This is a genomic window from Halobaculum gomorrense, from assembly GCF_900129775.1.
Classification (GTDB): Archaea; Halobacteriota; Halobacteria; order Halobacteriales; family Haloferacaceae; genus Halobaculum; species Halobaculum gomorrense.
The window spans coordinates 517,492-531,144 of the sequence record NZ_FQWV01000002.1 but is presented as its reverse complement, the minus strand read 5'-3'; the positions used below and the strand labels follow the sequence as shown (position 1 = coordinate 531,144).

The following is a 13,653-nucleotide window of genomic DNA, read 5'->3' as shown; positions in this document are numbered from 1 at the left end:
GGTGTCGCGCGTCGAGCAGAAGGAGATCGGTCGGACCTACCGCTACATCTCCCAAGAGCTCGGGCTCGAGCTGAAGCCGGTCGACCCCAAGCAGTTCGTCCCGCGGTTCGCCTCCGCGCTCGGACTCAGCGAGGAGACGCAGGCGAAGGCGACCGAGATCATCGACGTGTCGGCCGAGCAGGGACTGCTCTCGGGGAAATCGCCCACGGGCTTCGCCGCCGCGGCCATCTACGCCGCATCCCTGCTGTGCAACGAGAAGAAGACCCAGCGCGAGGTCGCCGACGTTGCCCAGGTCACCGAGGTCACCATCCGCAACCGCTATCAAGAGCAGATCGAAGCGATGGGCTTCCGCTGACCGGGGAAGCCAACAGCATCGACGCGGCCCGAACCCAACGATCGCGCGAACGTTTTTCCGTGATACCGACACCAGCCCCGTCGTGAGTTGACGACTGGCGCGCGACGGCGACGCGGGTGTGCAGTCACCCGTCGCGCGACGACGCTAGAGCGCCCCGCCGCTGGCTCTCGACTGCCTGTCAGCCACTAGATCGTCCGTCGAGCGACCGGTCGACCGACACGTCGCCGCGAGCGGCGTTCACGCCTCGACGAACACGACGACTCGCCGGTCCCACAGCCCGAGGTGGACGTCGTACTGGCGATACCCCTCACCGATGTTGGTGTTCACCGAGACGCGCCGGTCCGGAGTAGTGACGACCACCGGCGGCGCGTCGCCGTCGAACCGGCTCGCCGCGCGGACGCTCGTCGTCTCGGCGTCCATCCGTTCGAAGTACCACTGCAGCGGGAGCCGCGCCCCCCACGCCTCGCGATCGGCGGCCGCGACCGGCGGGAGGGCGTACTCCTGTTCGGTGTACAGCCGGTCGCCGACGTACGCCACGTCCGCGCCTCCGGAGTCGCCGCCGTCGGCGATGGCGGCCTCGGCGGCCGCGAGCATCGGGTCGATATCGTCCGACGGCTGCGCGAACTGCGCGAACGCGGAGCCGGGCTCGGGCTCGGCGTACGCGTCGGTCGCAGTCGCGCCGTAGCCGACGAGTCCCGCGGATGCGACGAGGAGCACGGCGACGAGCCACGCCGGGTCGGTCGCCGTCGCGCGCGCTCGGAGCCCGCGCGCGACCCACGCGAGGCCGACGGCGGCGGGGAGTGCGAACAGCGGGACGACGTGCACCGCCGTCCACGGCTCGACGCCCATCGACGCGATTGGGAACGCGATCAGGCCGAACCCCCCGGCGTACGCGCCGAAAGCGACGACGCCGCGGCTACCGGAGCTGTAGCGGTCGCGGAGGAATCCGACGAGGCCGAACAGCAGCGCCGGCCACGCCGTGGCGACGAGCGTTCTGGCGTAGCCGACGACCGCCGGGAGAAACGAGTTCCCGGTCGCCGGCGGCGAGAGCCGTGCCGCCAACCGCAGCGAGACGAACCGCTCGGGCGCCTCGACGAACGCGAACGACACCGCCGCCGGCAGCGTCGCGGGGGTCCCCAGCCCGGGCTCGACGCCGCCGCCGCGGGGGGCGAACACCCACAGCGCGACGCCGAGGAACACGAACAACGCGCGCGCGAGCGTCGTCGACTCGGTGCGGAGCCAGGCCGCGCCGGCGCCGAGCCGGGCGTGCGTCGCCGCGGGAACGCCCCGGACGCGCGCCTCATCGAGCACGAGCGCGCCCGCCAGCAGCCACAGCGGGAGGTACACCACGGCGAACCCCGAGGAGCCGAGCGCGAGCGCGAGCGCCGCCGCCGCGAGATAGAGCGGCCAGCGGGCGTCCGTGGTCCGGTGGCGGACGACGCCGCCGACGGCGAGCAGGCCGAACGCGGCCGCGAGCACGTCGCCGCGGAGGAACCGCGAGTAGTAGACGAGCAGCGGTGACCCCGCGAGCAGCGCCGACAGCGCGACCGTTTCGTCGTCGCGCAGAGGGCCGCGAAACAGCAGCGCGGCCGCGGGGAGCAGTCCCCCGACGAGCGCGACCGCGGATCGAGCGGCCGCGTCGGAGGGTCCGAAAAGGCCGATCGCCCACCGCGTCGCGAGGTAGACCACCGGACCGCCCGCCGTCGGTCGATACGAGTAGACGCCGGTGTCGAGGTAGCGGAGCGTCCAGTACCCCACGCGGCCCTCGCTCCAGTGGAACGGGCGGGCGCCGAGGAACGCGAAGCGGGCGACGAGCGCGAGGACGACGACGACAGCGACCGCGAGGACGGTTCGGTCGAGCCCCGCGTGCCGCGTCGCGCCGGTGCCGTCGCCGTCGGACATACCCGGCCGTGTCCCCGCCGCGGTAGTATGTCTTCGGGTTTCTCCCGGTTCGAGGCGCCCGTGCGACTCGCGGACGCCGCCGCGTCGGGACGGCGGTCGCACCGAGACGACACCCTCATTCCTCGCGGTCGCCGACCGACGGGTATGTCGCTGGTCGCATCCCTCCCCGGCCGTCCGCTCACCGACGGCGAGGTCGCCTCCCTGAACCGCGCGGACTCGGTCGAACTCGCCGTCGCCGTCGAGAGCGACACCGACTCCGAGGCCGCCGAGGCCAACGGCGCCGCCGACGGCGCCGAGGGGCTCCTCCTCGCGACCGACGCGTGGGTGAAGGGCCTCGACTTCCTCGGGGGCGCCTGGGAGGTCGTCGAATCGGTCGATGTCGAGGGCGAGGAGGACCGGTACGATGCCCTGCGCGCCTGCGAGGACGCCGTCCGCGCGAACCGCGCGGCGGAACCGAATCGCGACGACGACCCGGACGGGCCCGAGTGAGCGCCGCCAGAGACGGCGAGGCGTCGGTTTCCCTCGTCGATCGAGAACCGACCACCGACTTTTTCGACTGGCGGTCGTAGGGTCGACCGCATGTACAACGACATCCTGGTGCCGACCGACGGGAGCCCCGCGGCCGACGCCGCCGTCGAGCACGCGGTGACGCTCGCGGCGCGCTTCGACGCGACGCTGCACGCGCTGTACGTTGTCGACGCGACCGCCTACTCGGGCATCGAGGCCGGAACCGACATCGTCGCCGAGGCGCTCGAAACCGAGGGCGAGGACGCCGTTGCCCGGATCTCGACGGCCGCCGACGAGGCGGACATCCCCGTGGTCGAGGCGGTCGTCTCGGGCATCGCCTACCGCTCGATCCTCGAGTACGCCGACGATCACGACATCGACATGATCGTGATGGGAACCCACGGCCGCCGCGGGCTCGACCGCTACCTCCTCGGGTCGGTCACAGAGCGGGTCGTCCGCTCGGCGAACCAGCCCGTGCTCACGGTCCGACACAGCGAGGACGACGCAGACGCCGAGTAACACCGAGTCGACAGCTGTGGTGCGTCTGTTCGTCCGGGCGGTTCCGCGAGACACGGCTTTAAGCCGGACGACGCGGACCCCCGAGTATGAGCCAGACCGTCGCTCACGACGACCTGTCGGCGTTCCGCCGCGACCTCCATCGCCACCCCGAGCCGGCGTGGTGCGAGTTCTACACCACCGCCCGGATCGTCGACGAACTCGAACAACGCGACCTCACCGCGGTCCACTACGGCCCGGAGATACTCGGCGCCGAGCGGATGAACGTCCCCGACGACGACGAGCTCGACGAGTGGTTCGAGCGCGCCAGCGACGCCGGCGCGCGCGAGGACGTGCTCGCAGAGATCGAGGGGGGATACACCGGCGCCGTCGCCGTGCTCGAACGCGGCGAGGGGCCGGTGGTCGGCGTCCGCGTCGACATCGACGCGCTCCCGATCCTCGAATCTGAGGACGGCGAACACGCGCCCGCGGGCGAGGGGTTCCGCTCCGAACACGAGGGGTACATGCACGCGTGCGGCCACGACGCGCACGCGACGTTCGGCCTCGGGCTGATCGACGAGGTCCTCGTCTCTGAGTTCGAGGGGACGCTGAAGGTGTTCTTCCAGCCCGGCGAGGAGCAGATCGTCGGCGGACAGCCGATGGCAGAGTCGGACCTGATCGACGACGTGGAGTACTTCCTCGCCGCGCACGTCGGTCTCGATCACCCGACGGGCGAGGTGATCTGCGGCATCGACGGCTTCCTCGCGGTCTCGCACTTCCTCGCGGAGTTCGAGGGCGAGCCGAGCCACGCCGGCGGCCACCCCGAGCAGGGGCGCAACACGGTGCAGGCCGCGGCCGCCGCCATCCAGAACCTCTACGGCATCCCCCGCCACGCCGAGGGCCCGACCCGAGTGAACGCTGGCATCGTCGGCGGCGGCACCGCGACGAATATCATCCCCGAGGAGTGCTTCATCGAGGGCGAGGTGCGCGGCGGCACCACCGAGGTGATGGAGTACATGGACGAGAAAGCAGAGACCGTGATCGAGTCGGCCGCAGAGATGCACGAGGTCGACGTGGACGTCGAGACGCTCGGGCGCGCCCCGTCGGCGACCAGCGATCAGGAGCTGATCGACGCTATCGCGCCCGTCGCCGGCGACATCGACGGCGTGATGAACGTGATCGAGCGCGACGAACTGGGCGGGAGCGAGGACGCGACGTACATGATGCAGGCGGTGCAGGAGAACGGCGGCCACGCGACGTACGTCGGCGTCGGAACCGACCACCCCGGCGGCCACCACACGAGCACCTTCGACGTCGAGGAGGAGTCGCTGGGCATTGGCGTCGACTTCCTCACCGCCGCAGTGCTGGAGATCGCCGATCGACGGCCCTGATCGGGGCGCGAGGCGAGCACCGAGCAGACGGCGGATCTAGTACTTCGGGTCCGCGCCGGTCACGTCGTACACCGGCTCCATCAGCCGGTCGCGCTCGTCGCGCCACGCCTCGAACGCACCCGGACGAGACGGGTAGCGTCCGTAGTGGTCCATCAGGTCGTCCGCGGCGCGCTTCGTCTTGTAGAACTCCCAGATCTGGCTCCAGTGGCCGTAGCTGTCCTTGATCACTTCGAGCACGAGCCGGGGCTTCACCGACGCGCTCCCCTCGTACAGCGCCTCCGCGAGGCTCTCGCCCGGCAGCGATGCGAGCAGGCCCATCAGCTCGTCCACGTCGACGGCCGTCGAGAGGATGTTGTACACGTCGAGGGCGGCGTAGCGCCCGCCGAAGTGGCTCATGACCCGCTCGTTGTAGTGCCACAGCGCCTCCTCGCTCACGTCGCCGGCGTCGATGGCACGGACGGCCTGCTCGGCGGCGTACTTCCCGGCGTAGGCGGCGCCCGCGATGCCGCCGCCGGTGGTGGGGTTGACGTGACCCGCAGCGTCGCCCACGGCGATGAATCCCGGCGCGACCGCCGAGTCGTACGGACGGCGGGTGGGGAGGGCGGCGCCGAGCTTGTCGGTCACCTCCGCACCCTTGAACTCGGGACGCGACCGCATGTCCTGTTTGAGATCCTCGACGAGTTTCATCGGCTCCTCGTTCATTTGGAACCCCAGCCCCGCGTTGATCTCGGTGTCGGTGCGCGGGAAGTACCAGAGGTAGCCCGCCGCGCGCTTGGTCGGCTTGAACACGAGCGCGTCGTCGTAGTCGACCGGCTCGGGCACCTCGACGACCTCCCGGTACGCCGAGCAGAACTGCGAGAACGAGACGTTCGTGTCGAACGTCGCGTCCGCGAGGTCCGCCTTGTCCTGGAGGATCGACAGCGAGCCCGCGGCGTCGATGGTCACGTCGGCGTCGTACTCGACGACCTCGCCGTTCCGCTTGGCGCGGACGCCTGTGACGCGGCCGTCGTCGGCCTGTCTCACGTCTTGGACGACGGTGTCGTAGTGGAAGTCGACGCCGCGGCGCTCGGCGCCCGCGATGATCTGCCGGCCGTACTCCCAGCGGTCGATGACGGCGAGTTCGCCGGGGATCGGGATCTCCAGCACCGTGTCGTGGCTGGGGATCTCGAAGCGTCCGTGGTCGACGCCGGTGTTCGTGAACGCCGTCTCGATCTCCGATTTCGGGATCGCCTCGGGGAACGCGTCCGCGCCTTTCAGCGCGTCGCCGCAGGCGATGTGACCCGCTTCCTGCTCGGTTTTCCGTTCGACGACGACGGCGTCGAGGCCTGCCTCGGCGGCCGTCGCGGCCGCATAACAGCCGGCCGTCCCCGCACCGACGACGACAATGTCGGGCTCGTGGGTGGTCATTGCCGTAGGTCACTCGCGGGCGGTCAAAAAGCCAGCCGTTCCGTGCGCGGTCGAGCGAAGCGAGACCGCGACAAGCGAACGGCGAGCGGAGCGAGCCGTGGAGCGGTGCGAGGCGCGAACGGAGTGAGGCCCCGGCCGACGGCGGCGAGGTCTGTGTGCCGCCACCCACTAGCGTGTGCGGTCGAGCGTGACCAGGCCTCGATCCTACTCCTCGCCCGACTCGTAGTGCTCGCCGGCAGCCTCCGGCAGTCGCGTCTTGCCGAACAGCGCGAGCACGACGATGACCGAGACGTACGGGATGGTCCGCACGAGCGGTCGCGGGATCGCGAGCACGTTCTGCCCCTGCAGCGACAGCTGGAGCGCGTCCAGCCCCGCGAACAGCAGCGTCGACAGCAGCGCGCCGACCGGGTTGTAGTTGCCCAGCAGGTACGTCACGATGGCGATGAACCCCTTCCCGTTGACCATCGTCGGGCCGTTGCCGACGAACTGCCCGAGCGACAGCGACAGCGCCGCGCCGCCGACGCCCGCGAGCACGCCCGACAGCAGCACCGCCGCATAGCGCACGCGAGAGACGCGCACCCCGGCGGTGTCGAGCGCCTTGGGGTTCTCGCCGGAGGCGTGCACCCAGCGGCCGAAGGAGGTACGATTGAGCGTCCACCACGAGGCGCCGACGGCGACGAACATCAGGTACACCATCGGCGAGGCCTCGAACAGCGCGCCGAAGAAGGGGACCCCGGCCAGCGCGTCCAGCGCCGCGACGCCCGCAGTCGAGACGACCGGCAGCCCGCTGTTCGCGAGCAGTCGGCCAATGCTGGGGAACGTCGTTCCGGCACTGGCGTTCGTCGACCCGAAGACGACCGTCGAGGCGAACGGGGCCAGCCCGAGCGCGATGAGCCAGATGGCCAGCCCCGCGATGATCTGGTCGGCGCGGAACTCGATGCAGACGATCGCGAACAGCAGCGCCAGCAGCGTCGAGACGGCGACGCCGCCGAGGAGACCGAGCCACACCGAGCCCGTGATCGAGGTGACGTAGACGCCGCCGAACGCCGAGACGATGAGTAGCCCCTCCAGGCCGATGTTGATGACGCCGGACTTTTCGGCGAAGATCCCGCCCAGCGCCGCAAAGGCGATGGGGACGGACAAGCGCAGCGCGGCCGCCAGCGTCGACTTCTCGAACAGCAGCGCGAGCACCGCGAGCAACACGTCCGTCGACCCCGTGAGCGCGAGCGCGCCCGCTGACAGGAAAAGCGCCGCCGCTCCCGCCACGGCGAGTCGCGCCCGAGTTCCGAGATCCGAGACCGCGGCGGTCGCGCTCACGCCTCCTCACCCCCGTCGGTCGCGACGGCGTCGCGACTGCCCCCGAGGCGGTCGCGCACGTCGACGCGCTCGCCGATCATCCGGAAGAACTCCGGCATCGCCACGAACAGCACGATGAGCCCGCGGAGGACGCCGACGAGTTCTGGCGGCACGTCCGTGCCCACGTCGACGACGATCGACCCGGACTTCAGCACGCCGAACAGCAGCGCCGCGGCGATCGCGGCGACGGGGTTGTTGCCCGCGAGGATCGAGACGGTGATGCCGTCGAAGCCGTAGTCCGGGACGCCGGTCTGGAAGTTGCCCGCGATGGTGAAGACGTACACAGCGCCGCCGAGACCCGCGAGCGCGCCCGACAGCGCCATCGAGGCGACGACCGTTCGCGCGGCGTCGACGCCGCCGTACTCGGCCGCCTCCGGCTGGATCCCGCTCGTGCGCACGTCGTAGCCGAAGGAGGTGCCGCGCAGCAGGTACGCGATCCCGACGGCGACCGTGATCGCCAGCGCCAGCGCGAGCAGCGAGGCGTCGGTGCGTCCGGGGAACAGCGGCTGCGGGAACAGCGCGAACTCCGGAAGCGTGCGGGTCTGGTTCGCGAAGCTCTCGGGGTCCTTGAACGGGCCGGAGGCGAGATACAGCGCGAAGGAGGTGGCGACGAAGTTGAGCATGATCGTCGTGATCACCTCGTTAGCATCGGCGTACGCCTTCAGCGCGCCCGGAATTGCGCCCCAGATCCCGCCGACGAACGCGCCCGTCGCGAGCCCGACCGAGACGAGCACGAGCGTGCCGACCAATCCCGAGACCGCGCCCGAGACGCCGTACACGACGAGCGCGCTGGCGAGCGCGCCGAACACGAGCTGCCCCTGCCCGCCGATGTTGAACACGCCGGCCTTGAACGCCACCGCGACCGCGATGCCCGTGAACACGAGCACCGTCGTCTCGGAGACGGTGGTTGCGAACTGGCCGTTGAGCGGGTTCGCGAGGAAGTCCCCGAACGCGCCGAGGAACAGGCTGTCGTACACGAGGAACGGGTCGTAACAGAATCCGACCCCAAGCAGCGAGTACGCCGCCGACCCACAGGAGGTCATCCGGCCCGCCGCCAGGATGAGCAGGAAGCCGATGGCGATCGACAGCAGCAGCGCCGACCCCGAGATGAGCAGCCGCTCGGTCGCGCTGGCGGCGACGAGCCGGTCGAGCGCGTCGAACGCGCGGTCGCGGACCGACGGCGCCGACGATCCGGCGTCGCCGTCGTCGAGGGGGCCGCCGGCGCCGGCGTCGTCGTCAGTCATCTGTCGCCTCCGCATCGGCGTCCTCGCCGGACGCTACCCCAGAGCGGACTCGTTTGCGGTCGTCCGTGTCGGCGGCGTCGCCGACGCGCTCGGCCCGCGGGAGCGGATCTGGACGCTCGCCGGCCATCATGAGCCCGAGCTGTTCCTCGGTCACCTCGTCGGGGTCGACCACGCCGACGACCCGGCCGCGGTACATCACCGCGAGCCGGTCGGACAGCCCGCGGACCTCGTCGAGCTTCGAGGAGACGAGCAGGACCGCGCGCCCCTCGTCGCGCAGGTCGACGAGTCGGTCGTGGATGAACTCCGTCGAGCCGATGTCGACGCCGCGGGTCGGGTGGGAGGCGACCAGACAGGACGGGTCGCGCGCGAACTCCCGGCCGACGATGAACTTCTGCTGGTTGCCGCCCGACAGCGACTTCGCGTCGGCGGCGGCGTCTGGGGGGCGAACGTCGTACTCGTCGACGATCTCCCTCGCGCGGTCCTCGGCGCGCTCCCAGTCGAGTCGGCCGCGCTCGGCGAAGGGGGCGTCGTGCTGGGAGCCGAGCACGCCGTTCTCGGTGAGGTCGAAGTCCATCACCAGCCCGCGCTCCTGGCGGTCCTCCGGGATGTACGCCATCCCCGCGCGAGTGCGCTCCCGCCGGGAGGCGTCCGTCACGTCGCGGCCGTCGAGTTCGACGCGCCCCGCCGCAGGCCTGTGCAGGCCGGTGACGACCTCGACCAGCTCCGACTGGCCGTTGCCGTCGACGCCCGCGATGCCGAACACCTCGCCCTCGCGGACGGCGAAGGAGACATCGTCGACGGCGACTACACCGCGGTCGTCGCGGGCGGTGACGCCGTCGATGACCAAGCTCGCCGACCCCGGGGTCGCTGGCGGTGTCTCCGTCTCCAGCATCACCTCGCGCCCGACCATCAGCTCCGCCAACTCCTCGCGGGTCGTGCCGACCGTTTCGACGCTGCCGACGTTGCGCCCGTCGCGCAGCACGGTCACCTCGTCGGCCGCCTCCAGCGCCTCGCCCAGCTTGTGCGTGATGAAGATGATCGTCTTGCCGGCGTCGGTCAGTTCGTCGAGCACCTCGAACAGGTCGTCGACCTCTTGCGGTGTGAGTACGGCCGTCGGCTCGTCGAGGACGAGGATCTCCGCCCCGCGGTACAGCGCCTTCAGGATCTCGACGCGCTGCTGGACGCCGACGCCGACATCCTCGATGGTCGCGTCCGGCTCCACGTCGAAGCCGTAGCGCTCGGAGAGATCGAGCACGGCCTCGCGGGCCGCCTCGCGGTCGACGGCCAGCCCGCCCCACTTGCGCGGCTCGTTGCCCAGCGTGATGTTCTCGGCGACGGTCATGGGGTCGACCAGCATGAAGTGCTGGTGGATCATCCCGACCCCGGCGTCGATGGCGTCTCGGGGGGAGTCGAACCGCTGGGGGGCTTCCGCGATCCGTGGGAGTCCGTCGCTGTCGCCGTCGCCGTCCGGCTCCTCGCCGCCCTCGTACGTCAGGCCGTCCCCGTCGACGTACACGTCGCCCGCCGTGGGCTCGTACAGCCCGTAGAGAACGTTCATCAGGGTTGTCTTGCCCGCGCCGTTCTCGCCGAGGAGGGCGTGGACCGTCCCCCGCTCGACCGAGAGCGTGACGTCGTCGTTGGCGACGACGCCGGGGAAGCGCTTCGTGATCGAGTCGAGGCGGACGGCCTCCGTCATGTCGGCGGGTGTTTCGGCGGGGACGGCATAAACGGCGCGTTTCGTCGAAACGACGACTCAGAAAACTGGGGCGTCAGGCCGAGTGGCAGTCGATCAAGTGGTCTCGGGGATCGAAACGCCGGTCGGTCGACGCGTGCGGTCGCCGGCTCAAACGTTGCTCGGTTCCGTCGGAACCGACACGTCGCCGTCGATGATCGCCTGGCGGGCGCTGGCGATCTGCGACTTCACGTCCTCGGGGATCTGATCGCCCAGTTCGGTCCCGTAGACGATGTCGACGCCCTCTTCGGCGAGACCGAGGGTCGTGGCGGTACCGCCCTCGAAGCTGTCGTTCACGATCGCCTTCGCGGCGTTGTACACCGCGGTGTCGACGCGCTTGACCATCGACGCGAGAATGACGTCCTGGTAGTCGGTCGTGACCGACTGGTCGCGGTCGACGCCGATGGCGAACCTGCCCTCCTCGCGGGCGGCCTGGAAGACGCCGACGCCGGTGTTTCCGGCCGCGTGATAGACGATATCGGCGCCCGAGCTGTACATCTGCAGCGCGGCCTCCTTGCCGGCCGAGGGGTCGGAGAACGAGCCGGTGTACGTCGACTGCACGTCGACATCGTCGCTCGCGGCCTTCACGCCAGCGATGTACCCCGCCTCGAACTTCTTGATTAGCGACCCCTCGACGCCGCCGACGAAGCCGACGTTCGTCGAGTCGCTCTGGGTCGACGACCCACCGGCGGAGAACGACTGCGTGGTGAGCAGCCCGGCGAGCTGCCCGACGAGGTACGACCCCTCGTGCTCTTTGAACGTGTACGAGCGGACGTTAGGCGCGTCGACGACGCTGTCGACGATCATGAAGTTCTGGTCGGGGTAGTCGGGCGCGGTCTGAGAGAGCGCGTCCGCCTGCAGGAAGCCGATACAGGAGACGAGGTCGTAGTTCGGGTCGGTCGACTGCGCGTACTGGGTCTGGTACGTGCTGAACTGCGACACCGAGTCGGGCTCGGACTCGTCGTACGAGAGGTCGAACTCCTCTGCGGCCCGCTGGATCCCGGTCTGGGCCTGGTCGTTGAACGAGCCGTCGCCCAGCCCGCCGGTCGCGTACACCATGCCGACGTACGTCGTGTCGGAACCGGACGCTTGCGTCTGGGTCTGCGTCTCCTCAGAATCGGAGTCCGAGTCGCCGCCCGAGCCGCCGGAGTTGCCGCTAGAACCGCCGGACTCGGGACCGCCGGTACAGCCCGCGAGGCCGATCAGTCCGGCCGCGCCGACGCCCTTCACGAACTTCCGCCTGTCGAACCGGTCTGTGTCCATAGAGGCAGAACAGACGGTAGACGGGTTAAAATCCTCGCATCCGTCCCGATGGCGTGCTACTCGGTGCCAGCACGGTCACCCGACAGCTTCCACCGCCGACTCAACGACGCCGGCGACCTCCTCGACGAACGGGTCGACCTCGTCGCGTTCGGCGTACACGCGAACGTACGGCTCGGTGCCGGACGGGCGGACAAGCGTCCACGACCCGTCGGGGAACGAGAGGCGAACCCCGTACTCGGAGTTGACCGCCGCGGTCGGGAACGCCGCCGGCAGCGTCTCCGCGAGCCGCTCCATCGCGGCGGCCTTGTCGTCGTCGGGACACGCGACGCTGACCTTGCGGTACGGGCGCTCGGTGACGGGCGCACGGAGCCCGTTGAGCCCCTCGTCGGCGACGAGGCGCGTGAACACCGCCGCGCTCGCGACGGCGTCGATCCAGTCGCCGAAGGCGGTGTGAACGTGCTTCCACGGCTCGGCCGCGAAGACTACGTCGCCGCCGGCCTCGCGAGCCGACGCGATGCCGTCGTGGAGGTAGCCGAGCGCGACGCGCTCGACGCGCCCGCCGGCGGCCTCGACGCGCTCGTCGATGCGGCCCGAGGCGTTCGGCGTCGTCACGACGGCGGGATCGCCGGCGTCGCTCGCGGCCACGTAGCGCTCGGCGAGGACGGCCAGCACCGTGTCCTCGTGGACGACCTCGCCGCCGGCGTCGACGACGACGATCCGGTCGGAGTCGCCGTCGTGGCCGATCCCGAAATCGGCGGCCCCGTCGGCGACGAACGCCCGGAGGTCCGCGAGCGACTCCGGCGTCGGCTTCGACTCGCGACCGGGGAAGTGGCCGTCGACGGTGGCGTTGAGCGTCACCACGTCGGCGCCCAGTTCGCGCAACACCTGCGGGGTCGCGAGCGCGGACATCCCGTTGCCGCAGTCGACGGCGACGCGGACGCCTTCCGGGTCGGCGCCGAACTCGCGGGCATACTCGACGACGGCCGAGCGATACGCGCCGAGTACGTCCTCGTCGGCGCCGTCGCCCCACTCGTCCCAGTCGGTCGGCGCGCCGCCGGCGGCGACGCGCTCCTCGACGGCCGCCTCGACCGCCTCGCCGTACTCGACGCCGTCGACGAACGCCTTGACGCCGTTATCCGTCGGGGGGTTGTGCGAGGCGGTGAGCATGACGCCGCGGCGCCCCCGCGAGGCGAACGCCAGCGCCGGCGTCGGTACCTGGCCGATCCGGCGCACGTCCACGCCCGCCGACTCCAGACCGGCCTCGGCGGCGGCGGCCAGCGCGGGGCCGGTGACGCGACCGTCCCGTCCGACGACGAACTCCCGGTCACCGGCCTCGCGGGCGTGGTCACCGAGCGCCCGCGCCACGTCGAGGACGAGCCCCGGCGTGACGCGCTCAGTCACATCGCCGCGGATGCCGGCGGTTCCGAACAGGTCCATATCGGACTGTCCGGGGGAACGGTCAAGACTCCCTCGGTCCCGAGCGTCCGCGCGCGCCGAGGCGTGCCCCGCGCGAAGCTTCATACCCGAAAGGGGGACCAGACGCCACCGATGCGGTGACAGCGGCCCCGGCGCGAGCGCGGGTGCGCGACGGCGCGCGCCGGGGAGCGGTCGCGAATCCGTCGTCGCCTGTCAGCCAGAACCGAGCGCCGAGCCTCCGCGGAGCCGTCGGCTTTTCGACGCTCGCGAGCGATCGACCGGACATGAGCGACGAGGACGACAGCGAGAACCGTGTCCGCGCGCACGTGTTTGTCTCCGGTCGAGTGCAGGGCGTCTTCTACCGCGCGAACACCCGAGACGCCGCGCGCGACCGAGGCGTCGACGGCTGGGTTCGGAACCTCGACGACGGACGCGTCGAGGCGGTGTTCGAGGGACCGCGGGACGCCGTCGAGGGGGTGGTGGAGTGGTGTCACACGGGCAGTCCGAGCGCGGTCGTCGAGGAGGTCGACGCCGAGTACGACGACCCCGAGGGCGAGCGCGGCTTCACCATCCGCCGGTAGCGCC

Annotated in this window: 11 protein-coding genes and 1 pseudogene; 5 read left to right on the top strand and 7 right to left on the bottom strand. The window is 70.8% G+C overall.

The window, feature by feature from the left end:
* Positions 1-355, top strand: a pseudogene (locus tag BUE16_RS06185) (transcription initiation factor IIB); the annotation flags it as partial.
* A gap of 237 nt (positions 356-592) precedes the next feature.
* Here the strand turns inward: BUE16_RS06185 and BUE16_RS06180 are convergent.
* Complete coding sequence (locus BUE16_RS06180) at positions 593-2,257, bottom strand: flippase activity-associated protein Agl23 (protein ID WP_073307599.1); 1,665 nt, start codon at positions 2,255-2,257, stop codon at positions 593-595.
* Positions 2,258-2,401: 144 nt separating this feature from the next.
* Between BUE16_RS06180 and BUE16_RS06175 the strand changes: the two genes are divergently transcribed.
* The 3 genes from BUE16_RS06175 to BUE16_RS06165 all read left to right on the top strand — a co-directional run bounded on the left by BUE16_RS06175 (position 2,402) and on the right by BUE16_RS06165 (position 4,650).
* Positions 2,402-2,746 (top strand): hypothetical protein, encoded by a 345-nt coding sequence (locus tag BUE16_RS06175; RefSeq protein WP_073307692.1) that lies wholly within the window; start codon positions 2,402-2,404, stop codon positions 2,744-2,746.
* Between the two features lie 90 nt (positions 2,747-2,836).
* Complete coding sequence (locus BUE16_RS06170; RefSeq protein WP_073307597.1) at positions 2,837-3,283, top strand: universal stress protein; 447 nt, start codon at positions 2,837-2,839, stop codon at positions 3,281-3,283.
* Between the two features lie 86 nt (positions 3,284-3,369).
* Positions 3,370-4,650 (top strand): amidohydrolase, encoded by a 1,281-nt coding sequence (locus BUE16_RS06165; protein WP_073307595.1) that lies wholly within the window; start codon positions 3,370-3,372, stop codon positions 4,648-4,650.
* 36 nt (positions 4,651-4,686) lie between these two features.
* Here the strand turns inward: BUE16_RS06165 and BUE16_RS06160 are convergent, their stop codons facing one another.
* From BUE16_RS06160 to BUE16_RS06135, 6 genes are all read right to left on the bottom strand, one after another.
* Positions 4,687-6,057: a geranylgeranyl reductase family protein gene (locus BUE16_RS06160; RefSeq protein WP_073307593.1), complete on the bottom strand. Its 1,371-nt coding sequence runs from the start codon at positions 6,055-6,057 to the stop codon at positions 4,687-4,689.
* A gap of 204 nt (positions 6,058-6,261) precedes the next feature.
* Positions 6,262-7,374 carry an ABC transporter permease gene (locus tag BUE16_RS06155; RefSeq protein WP_073307591.1) on the bottom strand — a complete coding sequence of 371 codons (1,113 nt, stop codon included), beginning with the start codon at positions 7,372-7,374 and terminating at the stop codon, positions 6,262-6,264.
* Positions 7,371-8,657 carry an ABC transporter permease gene (locus tag BUE16_RS06150; protein ID WP_073307589.1) on the bottom strand — a complete coding sequence of 429 codons (1,287 nt, stop codon included), beginning with the start codon at positions 8,655-8,657 and terminating at the stop codon, positions 7,371-7,373. The genes BUE16_RS06155 and BUE16_RS06150 overlap by 4 nt, the downstream gene beginning before the upstream one ends.
* Positions 8,650-10,353, bottom strand: coding sequence for an ABC transporter ATP-binding protein (locus BUE16_RS06145; protein WP_079991517.1), 1,704 nt, complete (start codon positions 10,351-10,353; stop codon positions 8,650-8,652). Before BUE16_RS06145 ends, BUE16_RS06150 begins: the two co-directional genes overlap by 8 nt.
* Positions 10,354-10,500: 147 nt before the next feature.
* Positions 10,501-11,652 (bottom strand): BMP family lipoprotein, encoded by a 1,152-nt coding sequence (locus BUE16_RS06140; protein ID WP_073307587.1) that lies wholly within the window; start codon positions 11,650-11,652, stop codon positions 10,501-10,503.
* 75 nt (positions 11,653-11,727) lie between these two features.
* Positions 11,728-13,089 carry a phosphohexomutase domain-containing protein gene (locus tag BUE16_RS06135; RefSeq protein WP_073307585.1) on the bottom strand — a complete coding sequence of 454 codons (1,362 nt, stop codon included), beginning with the start codon at positions 13,087-13,089 and terminating at the stop codon, positions 11,728-11,730.
* Positions 13,090-13,352: 263 nt separating this feature from the next.
* Between BUE16_RS06135 and BUE16_RS06130 the strand changes: the two genes are divergently transcribed.
* Positions 13,353-13,649 carry an acylphosphatase gene (locus tag BUE16_RS06130; protein WP_073307583.1) on the top strand — a complete coding sequence of 99 codons (297 nt, stop codon included), beginning with the start codon at positions 13,353-13,355 and terminating at the stop codon, positions 13,647-13,649.
* Positions 13,650-13,653: the final 4 nt, after the last annotated feature.